Source organism: Eubacterium multiforme (genome assembly GCF_030813415.1).
Taxonomy (GTDB): Bacteria; Bacillota; Clostridia; order Clostridiales; family Clostridiaceae; genus Clostridium; species Clostridium multiforme.
Window position 1 is genome coordinate 1 of record NZ_JAUSUF010000018.1, and the last position, 21,725, is coordinate 21,725.

The 21,725-nt window shown below is 28.2% G+C and carries 21 protein-coding genes; 12 read left to right on the forward strand and 9 right to left on the reverse strand.

The window, feature by feature from the left end:
• Positions 1-485: 485 nt before the first annotated feature.
• The 7 genes from gyrA to dnaA form a co-directional block, all read right to left on the reverse strand.
• Positions 486-3,023, reverse strand: a complete 2,538-nt coding sequence (gene gyrA / locus J2S18_RS15095; protein WP_307488064.1) for a DNA gyrase subunit A — start codon at positions 3,021-3,023, stop codon at positions 486-488.
• A 22-nt stretch (positions 3,024-3,045) separates the two neighbouring features.
• Positions 3,046-4,956 carry a DNA topoisomerase (ATP-hydrolyzing) subunit B gene (gene gyrB / locus J2S18_RS15100; RefSeq protein ID WP_307488066.1) on the reverse strand — a complete coding sequence of 637 codons (1,911 nt, stop codon included), beginning with the start codon at positions 4,954-4,956 and terminating at the stop codon, positions 3,046-3,048.
• A 51-nt stretch (positions 4,957-5,007) separates the two neighbouring features.
• Positions 5,008-5,268, reverse strand: coding sequence for an extracellular matrix regulator RemB (gene remB / locus J2S18_RS15105; RefSeq protein ID WP_307488068.1), 261 nt, complete (start codon positions 5,266-5,268; stop codon positions 5,008-5,010).
• Between the two features lie 15 nt (positions 5,269-5,283).
• Positions 5,284-6,369, reverse strand: a complete 1,086-nt coding sequence (gene recF / locus J2S18_RS15110; protein ID WP_307488069.1) for a DNA replication/repair protein RecF — start codon at positions 6,367-6,369, stop codon at positions 5,284-5,286.
• Positions 6,370-6,452: 83 nt separating this feature from the next.
• Positions 6,453-6,659: a S4 domain-containing protein YaaA gene (gene yaaA, locus J2S18_RS15115; protein ID WP_307488115.1), complete on the reverse strand. Its 207-nt coding sequence runs from the start codon at positions 6,657-6,659 to the stop codon at positions 6,453-6,455.
• Positions 6,660-6,722: 63 nt separating this feature from the next.
• Positions 6,723-7,823 carry a DNA polymerase III subunit beta gene (dnaN, locus tag J2S18_RS15120; protein ID WP_307488070.1) on the reverse strand — a complete coding sequence of 367 codons (1,101 nt, stop codon included), beginning with the start codon at positions 7,821-7,823 and terminating at the stop codon, positions 6,723-6,725.
• A gap of 285 nt (positions 7,824-8,108) precedes the next feature.
• Positions 8,109-9,470, reverse strand: a complete 1,362-nt coding sequence (gene dnaA / locus J2S18_RS15125; RefSeq protein ID WP_307488071.1) for a chromosomal replication initiator protein DnaA — start codon at positions 9,468-9,470, stop codon at positions 8,109-8,111.
• A gap of 552 nt (positions 9,471-10,022) precedes the next feature.
• Between dnaA and rpmH the strand changes: the two genes are divergently transcribed.
• From rpmH to J2S18_RS15185, 12 genes are all read left to right on the forward strand, one after another.
• Positions 10,023-10,157 (forward strand): 50S ribosomal protein L34, encoded by a 135-nt coding sequence (rpmH, locus tag J2S18_RS15130; protein ID WP_204596477.1) that lies wholly within the window; start codon positions 10,023-10,025, stop codon positions 10,155-10,157.
• A gap of 59 nt (positions 10,158-10,216) precedes the next feature.
• Positions 10,217-10,591, forward strand: a complete 375-nt coding sequence (gene rnpA / locus J2S18_RS15135; RefSeq protein ID WP_307488074.1) for a ribonuclease P protein component — start codon at positions 10,217-10,219, stop codon at positions 10,589-10,591.
• A complete protein-coding gene (yidD, locus tag J2S18_RS15140) occupies positions 10,563-10,772 on the forward strand; it encodes a membrane protein insertion efficiency factor YidD (protein WP_307488075.1) in 210 nt (69 codons plus the stop codon). Before rnpA ends, yidD begins: the two co-directional genes overlap by 29 nt.
• A gap of 29 nt (positions 10,773-10,801) precedes the next feature.
• Positions 10,802-11,560, forward strand: a complete 759-nt coding sequence (gene yidC, locus J2S18_RS15145) for a membrane protein insertase YidC (protein WP_370873856.1) — start codon at positions 10,802-10,804, stop codon at positions 11,558-11,560.
• Positions 11,561-11,610: 50 nt separating this feature from the next.
• Positions 11,611-12,234 (forward strand): RNA-binding cell elongation regulator Jag/EloR, encoded by a 624-nt coding sequence (gene jag / locus J2S18_RS15150; protein ID WP_307488079.1) that lies wholly within the window; start codon positions 11,611-11,613, stop codon positions 12,232-12,234.
• 160 nt (positions 12,235-12,394) lie between these two features.
• Positions 12,395-13,774, forward strand: a complete 1,380-nt coding sequence (gene mnmE / locus J2S18_RS15155) for a tRNA uridine-5-carboxymethylaminomethyl(34) synthesis GTPase MnmE (protein ID WP_307488081.1) — start codon at positions 12,395-12,397, stop codon at positions 13,772-13,774.
• Between the two features lie 10 nt (positions 13,775-13,784).
• A complete protein-coding gene (gene mnmG / locus J2S18_RS15160) occupies positions 13,785-15,677 on the forward strand; it encodes a tRNA uridine-5-carboxymethylaminomethyl(34) synthesis enzyme MnmG (RefSeq protein ID WP_307488082.1) in 1,893 nt (630 codons plus the stop codon).
• Positions 15,678-15,695: 18 nt separating this feature from the next.
• Complete coding sequence (gene rsmG, locus J2S18_RS15165; RefSeq protein ID WP_307488083.1) at positions 15,696-16,415, forward strand: 16S rRNA (guanine(527)-N(7))-methyltransferase RsmG; 720 nt, start codon at positions 15,696-15,698, stop codon at positions 16,413-16,415.
• A 151-nt stretch (positions 16,416-16,566) separates the two neighbouring features.
• A complete protein-coding gene (noc, locus tag J2S18_RS15170; protein WP_307488085.1) occupies positions 16,567-17,349 on the forward strand; it encodes a nucleoid occlusion protein in 783 nt (260 codons plus the stop codon).
• A 207-nt stretch (positions 17,350-17,556) separates the two neighbouring features.
• The gene (locus tag J2S18_RS15175) at positions 17,557-18,342 is read left to right on the forward strand and encodes a ParA family protein (protein WP_307488086.1); all 786 of its coding nucleotides are present in this window, start codon (positions 17,557-17,559) and stop codon (positions 18,340-18,342) included.
• The gene (locus J2S18_RS15180) at positions 18,339-19,193 is read left to right on the forward strand and encodes a ParB/RepB/Spo0J family partition protein (protein ID WP_307488087.1); all 855 of its coding nucleotides are present in this window, start codon (positions 18,339-18,341) and stop codon (positions 19,191-19,193) included. The genes J2S18_RS15175 and J2S18_RS15180 overlap by 4 nt, the downstream gene beginning before the upstream one ends.
• Positions 19,194-19,254: 61 nt before the next feature.
• Positions 19,255-19,755 (forward strand): DUF4446 family protein, encoded by a 501-nt coding sequence (locus J2S18_RS15185; RefSeq protein WP_307488088.1) that lies wholly within the window; start codon positions 19,255-19,257, stop codon positions 19,753-19,755.
• A gap of 171 nt (positions 19,756-19,926) precedes the next feature.
• Here J2S18_RS15185 and yyaC read toward each other — a convergent pair whose 3' ends face one another.
• Together yyaC and J2S18_RS15195 are read right to left on the reverse strand one after the other, a co-directional pair.
• Entirely contained in the window at positions 19,927-20,505 is a 579-nt protein-coding gene (gene yyaC, locus J2S18_RS15190) for a spore protease YyaC (protein ID WP_307488089.1), read from the reverse strand.
• Between the two features lie 60 nt (positions 20,506-20,565).
• The gene (locus J2S18_RS15195) at positions 20,566-21,720 is read right to left on the reverse strand and encodes an aminotransferase class V-fold PLP-dependent enzyme (protein WP_307488090.1); all 1,155 of its coding nucleotides are present in this window, start codon (positions 21,718-21,720) and stop codon (positions 20,566-20,568) included.
• Between the last annotated feature and the right edge of the window lie 5 nt (positions 21,721-21,725).

Consider the following 21,725-nt stretch of genomic DNA (forward strand, 5'->3'; position numbering starts at 1 on the left):
CTTACTTTAATAAAAAGAATTGCTGGTTCTAAATGTATTCTATATATTCTGTTCAATTTTCAAAGACCATTTTATCTCGTCGCCCTCAAGCGACTATTAAATCTTATCACCTTTTCGAAATCTTGTCAACAACTTTTTAAACAATTTATTTTGTTTTTAAGTTGTTTTGTTTTCGCATCAGCGACGAGATTTATAATATCATATAATTATCTTATTAATAAATTTATTTTTTAATTTACACAAAATTATACTTATTTTTCTTTGTTTTTCTTTATTTTCCTTTGTTTTTTTTATATTGATACGCCTGGATAAGATTACTTTATAATTTTATAATTTAGCTTATAAAATCTAACTAAAACTTAGTTTTTTTAATTAAATATAGAGCTTATATCTTTAAAATATCTAACTTAAAATAAATTTTAATATGTAAAAACAAAAAAAAGTCTCAGAAAAATTATATTTCCTGAGACTTTTTTATTCTTATTTTATTCTTCGTTGCTAGTTGCTCTTTCAATTAATTCATTTATAGAATTATCTGAAGTATCTTTATCATCTTCATTTATTCCTAATTCTGTTTGAACTTCACTATCTAAATTATCATCTTCATCACCAGTAATTTTTGTAATAGCAACAACTTGTTCTTCATCAAGAGTTCTCATTAACTTAACTCCCATTGTAGCCCTTCCTGTTACTGAAACATCTTCAATATTAATTCTTATTGCTACACCACTAGTATTTATTAACATAAGCTCATCTTCGCTCTTACATACAGTAGCTCCTACTAACTTACCAGTTTTATCTGATATTTTATATGTCATTAGTCCTTTACCACCTCTATGTTGAACCTTATATTCACTTATAGGTGTTCTTTTACCAAATCCATTTTCACTAACTACTAATAGATCTTCTTCGTCAACAGCTATATCCATACATACTGCCATATCACCATCATTTAAGCTTATAGCTTTAACTCCTGATGCAGTTCTACCCATAGGTCTAACATTTTCTTCATTGAATTTTATTGCTAAACCATCTTGAGTTACCATTACTATATTAGCGTCTCCCCTTGTCATTTTAACCTTTAGAAGTTCATCTCCTTCTCTAAGATTAATTGCAATAAGACCATTTTTTCTTAAGTTCTTAAATTCTGAAAGATTAGTTTTCTTAACTATACCATTCTTTGTTCCCATAAATAAATAACCATTTTCATAGACATCACTTACAGTAAGTACAGTTTCTATTCTTTCATCTGGCTCTATCGCTATAAGGTTTATTACATTAGTTCCCTTAGCAGCTCTTCCAGCTTCAGGTATTTGATATCCTCTTAATTTATATACTCTACCTCTATTTGTAAAGAATAATACATCTGCGTGAGTTGAAGTTACCATTACATGTTCTACGAAATCATCTTCTTTTGTAGACATTGCTTGGATTCCTTTTCCTCCTCTTTTTTGAGCTGAGTAAACATCTGATGATATTCTCTTAACATATCCTGAATGAGTTAATGTAATTACTATTTCCTCTTCTTGAATTAAATCTTCAACATCAATTTCATTTACATTATTCTCAATACTTGTTCTTCTTTCATCATTGTATTTAGCTTTTATTTCTAATAATTCTTCTTTTATTACTAGAAGAAGTTTTTCTTCACTTGCTAAAATTGATTTTAAGTATTCTATTTGTTTCATAAGTTCTGAATACTCTTCTTCAATTTTATCTCTTTCTAATCCAGTAAGTCTTCTAAGTCTCATTTCCAGAATTGCTTGTGATTGCTTCTCTGATAAATTAAATCTTTCTATAAGAGTATTCTTAGCTATCTCACTTGTTTTAGATCCTCTAATAATACTTATAACTTCATCAATATTATCTAAAGCAATTATTAGACCTTCTAAAATATGAGCTCTAGCTTCTGCTTTATTTAGTTCAAATATTGTTCTTCTAGTTATAACTTCCTTTTGGAATTTAATATAATTTTCTAATATTTGTTTTAAATTTAGAACTTGTGGTTCATTATCAACTAATGCAAGCATTGTAACACCAAATGTATCTTGCATTTTAGTATGTTTGTAAAGAAGGTTTAAAACTACATTAGGATTTGCATCTCTCTTAAGTTCAATAACTATTCTCATACCTTCTCTATCAGATTCATCTCTTAAATCTGATATTCCACTAATTCTTTTATCTTTTACTAAATCAGCTATATTTTCTATAAGTCTTGCTTTATTTACTTGGTATGGTAATTCAGTAACTATTATTTTATGTCTATTATTTTCTTCTTCTATTTCTGCTACTGCTCTAACAATTACTCTACCTCTACCTGTTTCGTAAGCTGATCTTATACCTGATTTACCCATTATAGTTGCACCTGTTGGGAAATCTGGTCCTTTTATAGCTGTCATTAAATCAATTATTTGTAGTTCTGGATTATCTATAAGCATTATTGTTCCATCTATAACTTCTCCTAAGTTATGTGGTGGTATATTAGTTGCCATACCAACTGCTATACCTGATGAACCATTTACTAATAGGTTTGGAAATCTTGATGGTAAAACTGAAGGTTCCTTTTCTTCACCATCAAAGTTTGGAATAAAATCTACTGTATCTTTACCAATATCTCTTAACATTTGGCTAGCTATTTTATTCATTTTTGCTTCTGTATATCTCATTGCAGCTGCACTATCACCGTCAACTGATCCAAAGTTACCATGACCATCTACAAGCATATATCTCATTGAGAAATCTTGAGCCATTCTAACTAATGCGTCATATACTGATGTATCACCATGTGGGTGATACTTACCTAAAACTTCCCCAACTATTCTTGCACATTTTCTGTATCCTTTTTCTGGTGCTAATCCTAATTCATGCATTGAAAAAAGTATTCTTCTATGAACAGGCTTTAGACCATCTCTAACATCTGGAAGAGCACGACCTACTATAACACTCATGGCATAGTCTATATAACACTTTTTCATTTCGTTTTTTATATCTACGGGTATTACTTTTCCCTCATTAAAACTCATGTACTTCACCTCGTATTTAGTACTAAACGTCTAAGTTACTTACTTTCTTAGCATTTTCTTGGATGAATTCTCTTCTTGGTTCAACCTTTTCACCCATAAGAATTGTAAATATTTCATCAGCAGCCATAGCATCCTCTACAGTTGCTTTTAATAATACTCTTTGTTCTGGGTCCATTGTTGTATCCCAAAGTTGAGTAGCATTCATTTCTCCAAGACCCTTATATCTTTGAATATTTGTTGAATTATCTTTTCCACCAACTAATTCTAATATTTCATCAAGTTCTCCATCTGTGTAAGCATAATAATCTTTCTTAGATTTTGTAACTTTATATAATGGTGGTTGAGCTATATAAACGTGTCCTCCATCTATTAACTCTCTCATGTATCTATAGAAGAATGTTAATAATAATGTTCTTATATGAGCTCCATCAACATCGGCATCTGTCATTATTATTATTCTATGATATCTTATTTTAGATATATCAAAGTCTTTACCTATTCCAGCACCAAAAGCAGTTACCATTGATCTTATAGTATCAGAATTTAATATTTTATCTAATCTTTGCTTTTCAACATTCATTATTTTACCTCTTAAAGGTAAAATTGCTTGGAACTTTCTATCCCTACCTTGTTTTGCAGAGCCTCCAGCTGAGTCCCCTTCGACTATATATATTTCGCATTCCATAGGATCTTTTGATGAACAATCTGCAAGTTTACCTGGAAGTGCTGATCTTTCAAGAACTGTTTTTCTTGTAAGTTCTCTTGCCTTTCTAGCAGCATCTCTAGCTCTAGCTGCCATTAAAGCTTTATCTATAATAATCTTAGCAATGTTAGGATTTTCTTCTAGGAATGTTCCAACTCCCTCTCCAACAATTGAATCAACTATTCCTCTAACTTCACTATTTCCTAGTTTAGTTTTTGTTTGTCCTTCAAATTGTGGTTCTCCTATCTTAACTGATATTACAGCTGTTAATCCTTCTCTTATATCATCTCCAGAAAGATTCTTATCATTTTCCTTTAAGTGTCCAAATCTTTTTGCATAATCATTAAATACTCTAGTTAAAGCTGTCTTAAATCCAACTAAATGAGTTCCACCTTCAATTGTGTCTATATTGTTTGCAAAGGTAAATAAGTTTTCACTATATCCATCATTATATTGAAGTGCTACCTCAACCATAATTTCGTCTTTTAATCCTTCAACATATATAGGCTCTTCATGAAGTGTTTGCTTATTTCTATTTAAATATTCTACAAATGATTTTATACCACCTTCATAATGATAATGTTCTTCTTTATCATATCTTTTGTCTGTTAATATTATCTTTATTCCTTTATTTAAAAATGCTAACTCTCTTAATCTTTGAGAAAGTATTTCAAAATCATAGTCTATTTCATCAAATATATCTTTATCAGGTTTAAAATAAACAATTGTTCCTGTTTTATCACTTGTTCCAACTACATCTAAATCACTAGTAACAATTCCTCTTTCGTAATTTTGTCTCCAAACCTTACCGTCTCTCATTACAGTTACTGAACATTTCTCTGAAAGGGCATTAACAACTGATGCTCCAACTCCATGAAGACCACCTGATACCTTGTATCCGCCTCCACCGAATTTTCCTCCAGCATGTAAAATAGTCATTATAACTTCAACTGTTGGTTTTCCCATTTTAGGATGTATTCCAACTGGCATACCTCTTCCATCATCTTCTACTGTTATAGAATTATCTTCGTTTATAGTTACTTCTATATTTTTACAATATCCTGCTAGTGCTTCATCTATACTATTGTCTACTATTTCGTAAACTAAATGATGTAAACCTCTTGAACTAGTGCTACCTATGTACATACCAGGTCTTTTTCTTACAGCTTCTAAGCCTTCTAGAACTTGTATTTGATTTTCATCATAACTTTGTTTGTTTTGTTCCAACATAAATTCCTCCTAAACTTTATTTTGAATTGTCTTAATGAAGGTACATTGGACTTACGGATTGTATTCCAAATCTGTTCTTTTAGTTAAAGTTGATGAAGAAATTGGTGATAAGTATATCTTACTTTTCTTATCCACTTCTGCTATAACAAATGATTTTGGTTTATCCTTTGTTATTCTTTCCACAAATCCATCTTCTTCTGCCATTCTTAAAAATTGAATCGTATCAGAACTATACATTGTTGCTTGTAAATCAAAAATTCCAATAACGTCTTTTATAGGAACTACAACATTCTCTCCTAAGTGCAAAAACATTTAGAATTCCTCCTTCTATTTTGAGACTATTCCTTCTTTCACCTTAAATAACTTTGAGTCATTATTTAAATAATCATTCAAATCCTCTATTCCAGTACATGTAATTATAGTTTGTATTTCACCAATAGAACTTAAAACATATCTTTTTCTATTAGAATCTAGCTCTGATAGCACATCATCTAATAGTAATACTGGATATTCCCCTGTTATTTCTTTTATAATCCTCAAAGATGCAAATTTCATTGTAAGTACCGCTGTTCTTTGTTGACCTTGAGATCCGAAACTCTTCGTATCAACATTATTTATATAAACTGAGAAATCGTCTCTATGAGGCCCATGACTAGTTATTCCTCTTTCCAAGTCACGCTTTCTATTCTTTCTCAATGTTTCATAGAAATTTTCTTGAATATTATCACTATTTTTTATAGTAGAATTATATCTAAATTCTATATTTTCTTTTCCTGAAGTAATTTCTTTATGTATATCTTCAGAGTATTTATTTAAAGAACTTAAATAAGATAACCTGCTATCTATTATATATGATCCAAAGGCAGCTAACTGCATGTCATATATATCTAGAATATCTAAGTCAAGATTTCTATTTTTTAGAACAATATTTCTTTCGTTCATAACTTTATTATATTGAACTAAGTTATAGTAATATTTAGAATCTAACTGACATAATTCCATATCAATAAATTTTCGTCTTATTCCTGGAGAATCTTTAATTATTTTTAAATCTTCTGGTGAAAACATAACAACATTAAAATTACCAAATAATTCTCCTATTTTATTTATTTTTATAGAATTAACCTTAATAATTTTTTTACCATCTTTTAGAATGTTAATATCAATCTTTTTATCTAATCGATTTTTCCCAACACTTATGCTTATAAATGACACATCTTTAGACCAATTAATAAGATCTTTATCTCTTGATGTTCTATGAGATTTTGCAAAACTGCAATAATATATAGCCTCAAGTATATTTGTTTTTCCTTGAGCATTGTTTCCCATAAAAACATTAACATGTCTTCCTAAGTCTATTTCTAAATTTTCATAATTTCTATAATTTATTAATTTAAGCTTTTTTACATACATCTATAAACACCCATTTAATTATATCATAATAAAAGAATAAAAGGTTATTTTTATGATATTCTGGCTTGCAATAGATTATAAATTTATATTATCTTATATTTTTCTTCTTCGAATTCAATAATATCTCCAGATCTTAATTTTTTACCTCTTTGAGTGCAAACTTCTCCATTTACTTTTACCATTTCTTCTGATATGTAAATTTTTGCCTCAGAACCTAATGAAGCAACACCTGCCCATTTTAAAAATGAATCTAATTTTATAAATTCTGTATTAATATTAATTTCTTTCATGTTAAATATAGGATATTCATGTATAAATTTTGTATATTTATACATGAATCCTTCCTCCTTTTTCTATCTTATTAACCTAACAGGTAATACTAAGTATTTATAATTATCCATATCTTTTGCTTTAATTATGCAAGGACTTACACTTGATGTCATTTCCATAACTACCTCATCTTCCTCAAAATTCTTTAAAACATCAATAAGATATCTTGAGTTAAATGCAATTTGTATTTTATCTCCTTGCAGATTTATCAAAACTTCTTCTCTAACTTTTCCCAATTGAGAATTAGAAGTTATGACTAAAGCCTCATCTTGTACTTCTAATTTTATTAAATTGTTATTTCCATCTTTGGCCATTAAAGATGCTCTTTCAATACCATTTTGAAGTTCTTGCTTATTTACAGTAACTAATAATTTATGTTCTTGAGGTAGTAATGATTTGTAATTTACAAATTTACCTTCTAAAAGTCTTGATATTATTCTTGTTTTATTAAGGTTAAATAAAACATGGTTTTTAGTAAATGTAATTTGAACTAAGTCATTAACATCTTCTAATATTTTTGATACCTCATTTAAAGTCTTGCCAGGAATAACAATTTCTATATCAAAGTCACTATCTAAATATTCACTTTTTATTGCTAATCTATATCCATCTAAAGCAACAAGGTTTAAATTTCTATTTTTAACTTCAAATAAAATTCCTTGAAGTATTGGTCTAGTTTCATCTTGAGCTATAGCAAAAGATGTACATTTTATCATATTTTTTAATATGTTTTGAGGAACTTCAACTTTCATATTTTCATTTAAGCTAGGAAGTTCAGGGAACTCATCAGCATTCATATAAACTACGTTAAACACTGATTTTTCACATGTTATTTGAATTGTATCATTCTCCATAGTTTCTATTTTTACGTCAGAATTAGGCAATTTACGTATTATTTCACCAAATATTTTAGCATCAATTACTATTTTACCTTCTTCCATTACATCAGCTTCAACTCTAGTTTCAATACTAACATCCATATCAGATCCTATTAGAGTTAATCCATCTTTAGTAGCATCAATATATATTCCTTCTAATACTGACATTGTTGATTTACCAGTAATAGCCTTTTGAACTATTGAAATACCTTCTTGTAGTTTGTGTTTTTCACATATAAATATCATTTATGATCCTCCTTACTTATTCACAGATAAGATTGGTTTAGTTTAGTTAGATAAATATAAAATTTATAGTAATAATAGTAGTAGGAAGTGTGGATTTGTTGATAACTGGTCTAAACCCAGTAAAATCAACAACATTTTATAAAAAAATATTGTGGATAAGTTGGTAACTATAAGTGTACCTTATCCACAGTTATTCACAAGCAATTTAATTTTTTACTTTATCCACATGTTATTACATAACTATTATCTACATTTGTTGATAACTTTAAAATAAGAGAAAAAAAATTATCCTTGAGTTAATTTTTTAGTTAAATCCTCAATTGTATGTTGTAAACTTTCATCTCTATTTAAGTTATCTGAAATTTTTTCGTAGGCGTGTATTACAGTGGTATGATCTCTTCCTCCAAATTCTTCACCAATCTTTGGTAGAGACATATCAGTTAATTTTCTGCTTAGGTACATGGCCATTTGTCTTGGATAAGATACATTACGTGTTCTTCTTTGAGATTTTAAATCTTCAACTCTTAGGTTAAAATAACTTGCAACTACATCTTGTATAATTTCTATTGTTATGTGTTTACTTTGTTTTTTAGAAATTATATCCTTTAGTGCTTCAGATGCTAAATCTACAGTTATTTCCCTATTTGTTAATGAAGAATATGCAACTATCCTTATTAAGGCACCTTCTAATTCTCTAATATTTGATTTGATTTTAGTAGCTATATACACCATTACTTCATTTGCTACATTTAATTTTTCTACATCTGCTTTTTTCTTTAAAATAGCCATCCTAGTTTCAAAATCTGGTACTTGAATGTCTGCAATTAACCCCCATTCGAATCTAGAACGTAATCTATCCTCTAATGTAGGAATTTCTTTTGGTGGTCTATCAGATGATAAAATTATTTGCTTATTAGCATCATGTAGAGCATTGAAGGTATGGAAAAATTCTTCTTGAGTTCTTTCTTTTCCTGCAATGAATTGAATATCATCAATAAGAAGAATATCTACATTTCTATATTTATTTCTAAATTCTTCATTTTTATCATCTTTAATTGCATTTATAAGTTCATTAGTAAACTTTTCTGATGATACGTAAACTACTTTTGCACTTGAATTATTTTGAAGAACATAATGTCCAATAGCGTGCATTAAGTGAGTTTTTCCAAGTCCAACTCCCCCATATATAAATAGAGGATTATAGGCTTTAGCTGGTGATTCTGCAACAGCTAAAGAGGCTGCATGAGCAAATCTATTACTATTACCTATTACAAAAGAATCAAATGTATATTTAGGATTTAGATTTGTAGTCATTTCATCATTTACTACAATCTTTTTGTTTTCCTTTAATTTTTTAGCTTGTTTTTCTGATTTTTCTTCTTCTGCATTTTGAATTTCAGAAGCTATTAAAAACTCAATGTTATATAGCTTTGAACATGTAGCTTTTATGGAATTTGCTACTAAATCTTTATATCTTTTTTCAAGTATTTCTTGAGTGAAGGCGTTAGGAACACTGATTTTTATAGTATCTGAAGACATAGAAATAGGTTCGCAGCTTTTTATCCATGTATTAAAGCTAACCTCGCTTAATTCTCCTTTTATAATATTCAGTGTTTTTTCCCATAATTCTTTCAGCTCTGCATCCATTTTTAATCCTCCAGTCAAAAATTTTTTTTTAATTTTTTAATATAAATTGAATTAATAACATGATAATAACAAGGTATCAACAAGTTATTAACAAATATAAGATTTAAAAAAAATATGTATATAAATTTATTCACATGTTGATAATTATGTGGAATTAAAATCTATTTTAAAGTTATCCACAAATATCAATAAATAAACTTTAAACAGTAAAAAAGTAGCTAATAATGCCTATTATAGCAAAAAAAATTAGCAACTATTAAAGTTGTCAAGAAAAAAAGAACAAGTTATCAACAGATATATCCACAGCTGTGGATAAGTTTTATAAAATAATAAGTTATTAACAATATATTATTTATGATACCATAAGTAAATAAGGGGATTCAATAAGTTATCCACAATTTTTATAATATAATAGATATATTTATCAACAAATAGCGATATTCTTGACATAAGAAGGGTATATATATATAATGATAAGGTAAATCTAAAATATAAAGAGAAGTATAGTTATTTCGCTATATAAATTTTTTAATTGAAGGGGGTGTAGTGCAAATGTTCATGACATACCAACCTAAAAAAAGACAAAGAAAAAAAGAACATGGCTTCAGAAAGAGAATGAAGACTTCATCAGGAAGAAACATTCTTAGAAAGAGAAGACAAAAAGGTAGAAAAAAATTAACAGCATAAGGGCCGCACTTTAGTGGCCTTTTTTCTACAATGTAGGAAAAAAGGAGTATTAAATACCCATGATATACAGATTAAAAAAGAATAGTGAATTTAGAACAGTATATAGAAGAGGAAAATCATTAGCAAATAATCTTTTGGTATTATATACTTATAATAATAGAAGTAATAAGAATTCAGATAATGAATTTTATAATAAGGTAGGAGTTTCTGTTAGTAAGAAAGTCGGAAATAGCGTAGTAAGAAGTAGAAGCAAAAGGTTAATCATGGAGAGCTATAGATTAAATGAAGCTTCTATAAAAAAAGGTTTTGATTTCATATTTATTGCTAGAACAAATATGAAAGGAAAAAATTTTAATGATGTTGAAAAGGCTATGAAGAATTTATTTAAGAAAGCAGGCCTATATAATGAAGAAGGTATTAATAAATCTAATTAGATTTTATAGGAAAAATATATCACCTCTTAAAAATCCTTGTTGTAAGTATGTACCTACATGTTCTCAATATGCAATAGAAGCAATTGAGAAATATGGTGCATTCAGGGGGGGCTTTATGGCACTTTGGAGAATTTTGAGGTGTAATCCTTTTAGCAAGGGTGGATATGATCCTGTTAAATAGAGTATGGGAGGATAAAAATTATGATGACATTGTTTAAACCTATAATTGATTTCTTTACTATAGTGTTTGATAAATTACATGCATTTATCATAAATGCTGGTGTAACAGATCCAGGGTTAGCTTATGTTTTAGCAGTTATATTATTAACTGTAATAATCAAAACTGCTGTTTTACCGTTTAGTATTAAATCAATAAAATCAACAACAAAGATGCAGGAATTTCAACCTGTAATTAAAAAGATTCAAGAGAAGTATAAAAATGACCCTCAAAAGGCCAATGCAGAAATGATGAAAATATATAAGGAAAACAATATTAGTATGACTGGTGGATGTTTACCTATGTTAATTCCACTACCAATATTAATGGCTCTTTATTATACTTTCATGCAAGTAAAAGGAATTCAAGATGTATCATTCTTATGGTTACCTGATCTTGCAGGAAAAGATCCATATTATATATTACCTGTTTTAGCTGCGCTTAGTACTTTTATACCATCATATTTAATGACTAAAGCAAATCCAGCAACAGAGTCATCAGGTATGAATATGATGCCAATGAATATTGGTATGTCATTAATGATGGGATTTATGTCATTAAATTTCCCTTCATTACTAGTTATTTACTGGGTAGTTGGAGGAGTATATCAATTAGTACAAACATACTTCTTAAATGTTAAGCCGGTAATGAAAAAAAAGAAGGAACAACAAGTAGCAGAAGAAACAAAAATACAAGAGAAAAATAAATTTGTAATGCCAGATTATGATAAGAAAAAGAAGAAAAAGAAGTAGTATTATAAAATATATTAATATTATTATTTGAGAGTGGGTGAATAGGGTATATGAAATTTATTGAATCAACAGGAAAAAATGTTGATGAAGCTATTGAAAATGCTTTAGGAGAATTAAATGTTACTAAGGATAGAGTAATAGTAGATATAATAGATGAAGGTTCAAAAGGATTTTTAAATATTATAGGAACTAAACCTGCAAAGGTTAAAGTTACAGTAAAAAGAGACTATATGGAAGATGCTAGACAATTTATTAGAAGTATTTTAGATTCTATGGGAATTTTAGCTGAAGTGAAAATTGTAGAAGAAGATGACATAATTAAAGTTAATCTAACTGGTCCTAAAATGGGTTTAATAATTGGATACAGGGGAGAGACTTTAGATGCACTTCAATATTTAATATCTTTAGTGGTTAATAAGGGACATGATATTCCTTATAAGAAAGTTGTATTAGATACTGAAGATTATAGAGCAAAAAGAGAAGCAACTTTAAAGAGAGTAGCCCTAAAGACTGCTAGCAAAGTAAAGAAAAGCAAGAGACCATTTAAGCTAGAACCAATGAACCCATATGAAAGAAGAATAATACATGCTGCACTTCAAGATAATGAGTTTGTATGTACCTATAGTGAAGGCGAGGAACCATTTAGGCGAGTTGTAGTAGCATTAAATAAGTAAAAGAAAGCCAAAAATTTGGCTTTCTTTTTTTCTGTTGTATGAATAACTCAAAATAAGCAATATATAGCTTTGACTTATTAAATATATTTCTGTAAAATTGATATTAGTTTTAACTCGGTTATATTATATAGAAGTAATTAACTTCTAAGGAGGATAATAAATGAAAGAATTTGATACTATATGTGGTATTGCTACTGCACAAGGTGAAGGTGGAATAGCAATTATAAGAGTTTCAGGAAATAAAGCATTAGAAATAGTTGGACGTATATTTAGAGGAAAAAATAATTTTGATATAAATAAAATGAAGACTTATACTATGAAGTATGGAAATATTGTTGATAGTTCAACTGATGAAGTTATTGACGAGGTTATTATAAGTTATATGAAAGGACCTAGAAGTTTTACCGCAGAGGATGTTGTGGAAATAAACTGTCATGGAGGGGTTGTCTCTACTAATAGGGTTCTTGAAGAAGTAATGAAAAATGGTGCAAGAATTGCAGAGCCTGGAGAATTTACAAAGAGAGCTTTCTTAAATGGAAGAATTGATTTAAGCCAAGCAGAAGCAGTTATGGATATTATAACTGCTAAAACAGATTTAGCTATGAAATCAGCAGTTATGCAAAGTGAAGGATCACTTTCCCAGGAAATAAATAAACTTAGAGCATATTTACTTGATGTGCTTGCCCATATTGAATATGATGTAGATTTTACAGAAGATGATGAAGAACCGGATGAAACTATTCCTATAAAAGTAGGAGAAAGCCTTGAGAAGGCAATTAGCGATATGGAAAAGTTATTAAAGGGTGCAAATGAGGGTAAGATTATAAGAGAAGGACTTAAAATGACAATAATAGGAAAACCTAATGTTGGGAAATCTTCTCTTATGAATGCTCTTCTTCAAGAAAAGAGAGCTATTGTTACTGATATTCCAGGAACTACAAGAGATGTAATTGAAGAATATATAAATCTTGGAGGCATTCCAGTTAAGATTACTGATACAGCAGGAATAAGAGAAACTGAGGATGTTGTTGAAAAAATTGGAGTAGAAAGATCAAAAGAAAAAATAGAAGAGGCTGATTTAGTTGTATTAATGCTTGATACTTCAAGGCCTTTAGAAGAAGAAGATAAAGAAATAATAAAGGCAATAGAAAATAAAAAGACTATAGCATTATTAAATAAAGTAGATTTAGAAAGTAAAATTAATTTAGAAAATATAGATGGATTAGATAATTTTATTAAGATATCTGCTATGACAGGTTTTGGGATAGATGAATTAAAACAAAAGATTAAGGATCTATTCTTTAATGGAGAAGTTGATAATGAAAGCTTAATAATAACAAATAATAGACATAAGCAAGCATTAATTAGAGCGTTAGAAAATTGTAAAGAGGCACAGAATAGATTAAAGATGCACGAGTATTTAGACTTAATTTCAATATATGTAACATCTGCTTTAAGAGCTTTAGGAGAAATTACAGGTTCTGAACTTGAGGAAGATTTAGTTAATAAGATATTTAGTGAATTCTGTGTAGGAAAATAGGAGGAATTAGATGAGATATAATGCTGAAGAATATGATGTTGTAGTTGTTGGAGCTGGTCACGCTGGTTGTGAAGCAGCTCTTTCATCTGCAAGAATGGGATTAAAGACATTAATATGTACAATTAATTTAGAATCAATTGGAATGATGCCATGTAATCCTAATATAGGTGGAACTGCAAAGGGACATTTAGTTAGAGAAATTGATGCATTAGGTGGTGAAATGGGTGTAAATATTGATGCTACATTTATACAATCAAGAATGCTTAATACATCAAAGGGACCTGCAGTTCACTCATTAAGAGCACAAGCTGATAAATTAAAATATCAAAAAAGAATGAAGAGAGTTCTTGAATCACAAGAAAATCTTTATGTTAGACAGGTAGAAATAGTAGATTTAGTAGTGGAAAATGGTAAAATAGCAGGAGCTGTGTCAAAAAATGGAGCTATATTTAAGTGTAAAGCTGTTATACTTGCAACTGGAACTTATTTGAAAGCAAGTATAATAATAGGAGACTTAAGTTATAATAGTGGTCCTAATGGGCTATTACCTGCAAATGATTTATCACAAACATTATTAGATTTAGGAATAGAACTTAGAAGATTTAAAACAGGAACACCACCTAGAGTAAATAGAAGATCTGTTGATTTTTCTAAAATGATAGAGCAAAAAGGTGATGAAAAGATAATACCATTCTCATTTATGAATGATAATATTGATAGGGAACAAGTATCTTGTTATTTAACTTATACAAATCCAGAAACACATCATGTTATAGAAGATAATATAGGAAGATCACCTATATATAATGGATCTATAAAGGGTATAGGACCAAGATATTGTCCTTCAGTAGAGGATAAGGTTATGAGATTCCCAGACAAATCAAGACATCAAATATTTGTTGAACCAGAGGGTGAAGATACTCTAGAAATGTATGTTGGAGGATTTTCTTCATCATTACCAGAGGATGTTCAAATGGAAATGATAAAAACTATAGATGGACTTGAAAATGTTGAAGTAATGAGAGCTGCATATGCAATAGAATATGATTCAATTGATCCAACTCAATTAAATCCAACTCTTGAATTTAAAAATATAGAAGGACTTTATGGAGCGGGACAATTAAATGGTAGTTCAGGATATGAAGAGGCAGCAGCACAAGGTATTGTTGCAGGTATTAATGCAGCATTAAAAATACAAGGAAAAGATCCGATGATATTAACACGTTCTGATGCATATATTGGAGTTTTAGTGGACGATTTAGTTACTAAGGGAACTAATGAACCATATAGAATGATGACATCAAGAGCAGAGTATAGATTGCTTTTAAGACAAGATAATGCAGATTTTAGATTAACTCAAATTGGTAGAGATATAGGTCTTGTATCTGATGAAAGATATAAGAGATTTTTAGAGAGAAAAAATAATATAGAAACAGAACTTCAAAGATTAAAGGATCTTCAAATAACTAATAAAAATGAAAATAATGAATTATTAGTTCAGCTTGGAAGTACAGAACTTAAAAAGCCAATAAGTTTCTATGAATTAATAAAGAGACCAGAGTTAGATTATTTCTCAGCTGCAATACTTGATCCTGAAAGACCAGAGTATCCTGATAATGTAGGAGAGCAAATAAATATTATTGCTAAATATGAAGGATATATAGTAAATCAATTAGAGCAAGTAGATCAATTTAAAAAGTTTGAAAAGAAACTTTTACCTAATGATATAGATTATAGTGATGTTAAAGGATTAAGAACAGAGGCTATTCAAAAACTAAGTAATATTAGACCAATAAGTATAGGGCAAGCATCAAGAATTTCAGGAGTTTCCCCAGCAGATATTTCTGTACTTTTAATTTATTTAGAATATCACTATGGTAAAAAACTAAATGAAGATAGTTAAATCATAAAGGAGGCAAATATGGACTTTTACAATTTAATGAAAACAGCGGCAGATGAGGTTAACATAGAATTTAATGAAGATATGTATAATAAATTTATTAAGTATATGAAATTAGTTCAAGAATGGAATGAAAAAATTAATCTTACTGCAATTACAGAGGATGAAGAATTTATAAAAAAACATTTTATAGATTGTATAAAGGCATTTAAAAGCGATGAGCTTAAAAATGCTAAAACTGTTATTGATGTAGGAACAGGGGCTGGTTTTCCAGGATTACCTATAGCTATATTAAGAGATAATATTCAAGTTACTTTATTAGATTCACTTAATAAAAGAATAAACTTTTTGAATATAGTTGTTAGAGATTTAGGATTAAAAAATGTTACAACTATACACTCAAGAGCAGAAGATGGTGCAAGAAATAAAGAACTTAGAGAAAAGTTTGATGTAGCTACTTCAAGAGCTGTTGCTAATATGGCAGTTTTATCTGAATTTTGCCTGCCTTATGTAAAAGTATCAGGGTATTTTGTGGCTTTAAAAGGGCCTGCAATTGAAGAAGAATTAGAAAATAGTAAAAGAGCTTTAGATGTTTTAGGGGGAAGTCTTTTAAGAGTTGATAAAACATTAATAGAGGATACGGATTTAAATCACAACATAGTTGTTGTTAAAAAGATAAAAGGATGTCCTAAAACATATCCAAGAAAAGCGGGAACTGTAGCGAAAAAGCCGATAAAATAGGATAAACAAAACAAAATGTAATATATTACCATATAATAAGGATAAATGACTTATTTTAGTAGATAAAAAAAGAAGGAAAAAAATGGTAAGTGACGAATTTTAATATATATACAAAATTATCGGAAATTTATAAGGGATGGGTTGTGTCAATATGAATAATGAAATATTAAAAATTGATATTAACGAGATAATACCAAATACATATCAACCAAGAAGATATTTTAATGAAGATGCTTTAATGGAATTATCTCAATCTATAAAAGAACATGGTATAATTCAACCAATTACTGTTAGAAAAATAGGAGAATTTTATGAATTAGTAGCTGGAGAAAGAAGACTTAGAGCTGCAAAGCTTGCAAGTTTAACAGAAGTTCCATGTAATTTAATAGATATTACAGATACAGAATCAGCAGAACTTGCATTATTAGAAAACTTACAAAGAGAAGATTTAAATTTTATAGAAGAGGCTGAAGCTTACTATAATTTAATTCATGATCATAGATTTACTCAAGAACAAATAGCTAAGAGAATGGGAAAGAAGCAATCAACAATTGCAAATAAACTTAGAATTTTAAAGCTTAGTGAAAAGGTTAGAGAACTTTGTTTAAGTAATAAATTAACAGAGAGACATGCTAGGGCATTATTATCTGTTCAAGATGAAAAGATGCAATTAAATATAATAAAGAAAATTATAAAAGACAATTTAAATGTAAGACAAACAGAAGAATTAATAAACAAAGAATTATTGAAAGTTGCTGGAAATGAACTTAATGGCAAAACTAAGAAAAAAATAACATCAGTTTTCCCAGCAAAACTTTATGTAAATACAATTAAACAAGTTTTTGATAAGTTTAATATACCAGCTAAATATAAAATGAATGATTGTGATGATTATATACAAATCACAGTAAATATTCCTAAAAAGAAAAAGTAAATATAAGAAATATTCCACCAAAAATAATAAATTTTTGGTGGTTTTTTTATTTTTAAAAGGATATATAATATATTGATAAATAAAAGCTGAAAAAACTATTAAGAATGTATTGTTTTGCAAGTTTTATCTTTAATTATTATATAAAAAAATATATAATGTTATTATGAGAGAGGGGGTGCGAAGCTCTAGAAATACTTAGGGCTAGATATGAAAATAATTTGTATATTTAATCAAAAAGGTGGGGTTGGAAAAACAACCACAAACATTAATTTAGCTTCTTATCTTGCTATGGCAGGTTATAAGGTGTTAACAATAGACATGGATCCTCAAGGTAATACTACAAGTGGTTTAGGATTAGATAAAAGAAACTTAGAATTTTCAATGTATGATGTTATAACTTCAGATGTAACTTTAAAAGAGGTTATTATACATAGCGATCTTATTTCAAACTTATATATAGCACCATCAACAATGGAACTAGCTGGAGCTGAGGTTGAGGTTATAGGAAAAGATAATAGAGAAAGAATATTATTAGATAAGATAAGTGAAGTTAAAGATGATTTTGATTTTATTTTTATAGATTGTCCACCATCATTAGGGGTGCTGACAATAAATGCACTAACAACTTGTAATTCTGTATTGATACCTATTCAATGTGAGTTCTATGCATTAGAAGGAGTTGGACAACTTATCAATACTATTAAATTAGTTAAAAAATCATTAAATCCTAAATTGGATATTGAGGGTGTAATTATGACAATGTATGATTACAGAACTAATCTTAGTAATGAAGTATTTAATGAAGTAAAGAAATTTTTCAAAGATAGTGTTTATGAAAGTACAATTCCTAGAAATATTAGGTTAGCAGAATCTCCTAGTTTCGGATTACCTATAATGCTTTATGATGATAAATGTAAGGGAGCAAATGCTTATTCAAAATTAACAGAAGAATTTTTAAAAAGACAAGGTGTTATGAAAGGTGAGAATAAATGAGTAAAAAATTTGGATTAGGAAAAGGATTAGGTGCGTTGATTCCTGATGAAGTTGAAACTAAAGAAAAAAGTCCATCAACTACATTAATTCCTTTAAATAGTATTATAAATAATTCAGATCAACCAAGAAAATTTTTTGACAGTGATAATATTGCAGAACTTGCTGAATCAATTAAGAATCATGGAATTATTCAACCTCTTATATTAAAAAAAGATGGAAATAAATATGTTATTATAGCAGGAGAAAGAAGATGGAGAGCTGCAAAAATGCTCAGCTTAAAGGAAGTACCTGCTATTATTATGGAATTAAGTGATAAAGAAATATTAGAAATTTCTTTAATTGAAAACATACAAAGACAGGATTTAAATCCAATAGAAGAAGCTTTGGCTTATAGAAAATTAATTGATGATTTTAATTTAACACAACAGGAGTTAAGTAAAAGAATAGGTAAATCAAGAGTTGCAATTACCAATACAATGAGATTAATTAATTTAGATGAAAGAGTTCAACAATATTTAATTGAAGGTGTAATTTCAGAAGGGCATGGAAGAGCATTGCTTGCAGTGGAAGATAAGGATTTACAATATGATTTTGCACAAAAAATAATTGATGAAAAACTTTCAGTTAGAGAATTAGAAAGATTAATTAAATTATTATTTAAAGAAAAAGATAATGATAATAAGAAGAAAAATGAGGAGATTAATCCTTATGTTAAAGATGTTCAAAATAGACTTCAAGATTATTTTGGAACAAAGGTAAATATAAACTCAAAAAATAAAAAAGGAAAAATAGAAATAGAATACTATTCAGAAGATGATTTGAATAGGATTTTAGAGTTAATAAATATTTAATGTTTCACGTGAAACATGTTTCACGTGAAACATCTTTAATAAAAGGAAGGACGGAAAAACAGTGGAAGATTTAATATCAAATTTAGGAAATTATTTACCTTATATAGTAATAGGTATGGGAATAATAATTTTATTACTTTTAATTTTAATTATTGCTTTATGGAGATCAGTAAGCAAACTAGAAAACAAGTATAGAAGAATGATGAGAGGAACTACAACTAAAAACTTAGAAGAATTAATTAATAGTAAGTTAGATGAAGTAGAAAAAGCAGCAGATGCAGCCAATACAGCAGCTAAAGCATGTGATGAATTAAAGGTTGAAATAAATGGTTGTGTACAAAAAGTAGGAATAATGAGATATAAGGCTTTTGAGGATGTTGGAAGTGACCTAAGTTTTTCAATAGCAATGTTAGATGGACATAATGATGGAATAATAATAACAGGATTATATGGAAGACATGATAGTACAACTTATGCAAAGCCAGTTGATAAAGGAATTTCAAGATACGAATTATCAGAAGAAGAAGCTCATGTTTTAAAAGAAGCTATGAATAGTAAGTAATAAAAAAATCTCTTTTCTCAAAAATTTGAGAAAAGAGATTTTTTTATTTAAAGTATTGTTATTATAAATAAAATTTATGAATTAAAGAATATAGATAAAAATATTAAAATTAATAATAGTAGATTAATCATATATTCTAAGAACTTCTAAAACTAAGATTTTAAATAAAACTTAAATATCAATAGATTTTAAAATATTAGTATTACTAATTAATTTATTTATAGCATGAGATATTCCATTAGAAATATTTTGAGCTAATGAATTTACTAAATATAATCTAGTATTTTGTAAAACTACAAATTCAAAATTTTTTGTTGTTATATTTACTATACCTGTTATGCTTAAATCTCCTATAGGTGGTAAGTCTTTATTAAGAGCTAACCCTGGTTTTAATGGTTTATTTTGTATAAATATTTTACCAACATTTTTTAAAGAACCTAAAGATGCATCTATTGCAACAATATAAGGATTATTAAAGTTATTATTTATTTTATTTATGGTGTTATTAAGATTTTGGGAGTGTATAGGATTATATAAAGATCCATAAATATATATTCTTTTATTTTTAAATGATTTTAGATTATTACCAACTAAGGGGCCCAAAGCATCTCCAGTTGAACGATCAGAACCAATACATAAAAAAATAATTTCTCTATCATAATTTATTTTTTTTAAAATATCATAAAGATATTCTCCAATTTCAATAGATGAATTTATATCTACTCCATAAACTGAAAAAGAATTATTCATAAAAAAACCTCCTTATATAGAAGAAAGTATTTCCATATAAGGAGGAAAGTATTCAAAATTTTAATATAAATCTTCACTAGCTTTTTTTAATATTGATAATGCATAATCTATGTCTTCCTCAGTATTAAAATAAGAAATACTAAGTCTTACAGTACCGGAGGGAAATGTCCCTATAGTTTCATGGCACATTGGAGCACAATGTAGTCCAGAACGATTGCTTATACCATAACTTTCAAGATAAAATGACAGTTCTGATGTATCTACTCCCTTTAAATTAAAGGATAAAGAAGTAGTAGCATTGTTTCCAGTTGTATCTCCATATACTTCATAATTTTTAATATTTAATAAACCATTTAAAAGTCTTTTATAAAGGTTAGAATTTTTTTCTTTTATGTTATGTATTCCAACTTTATTTATAAACTCTATACCATTAGATAGACCAACAATTCCTGGAATATTTAATGTTCCACTTTCAAATTTATCAGGCATAAATGTTGGCTGATGTATTTCGTGAGAAAGACTTCCTGTTCCTCCTTGTAAAAGAGGAGTACAGATCTCATTTAAATCATCATCAATAATAAAACCACCAATACCTTGAGGTCCAAGCAGACTTTTATGTCCAGTAAATGCTAATGCACTAGCATTTATCTCTTTAAAATCTATTGGAACAGTTCCAGCAGATTGAGCAGTATCAACTATAAAAAAAATACCATGCTTCTTGCAAATCTCACCAACTTCTTTAATAGGCTGAATAGTTCCAACTACATTAGAAGCATGAGTTATAACAACAAGCTTAGTATTATTTTTTATAAAATTTTCTATATCTTTAGGATTTATAAATCCATCAGAACTTGCCTTAACAAAGTCAATTTCCACATTTAAGTTTTCTTTGCACCATATTAATGGTCTTATAACAGAATTATGCTCAACAGAAGAAGTTATAACATGATCGCCTTTTCTTAAAACTCCTTTTATAAGTGTGTTTAGTGATGCTGTAATATTATTTGTAAATACTACATTTTCAATTTTATCATAGTTAAAAAATTTAGCTATTCTTTCACGAGCTGTAAAAATTTCCCTGTTACTTTCTAGTGCATTTGAGTGGTTTGATCTATTTGCATTACCACCTACATTTACTAAATAATTATAAATTGAGTCAGCAACAACTTTTGGTTTAGGAAAAGTTGTGCTTGCGTTATCTAAATATACTTTCATAATTC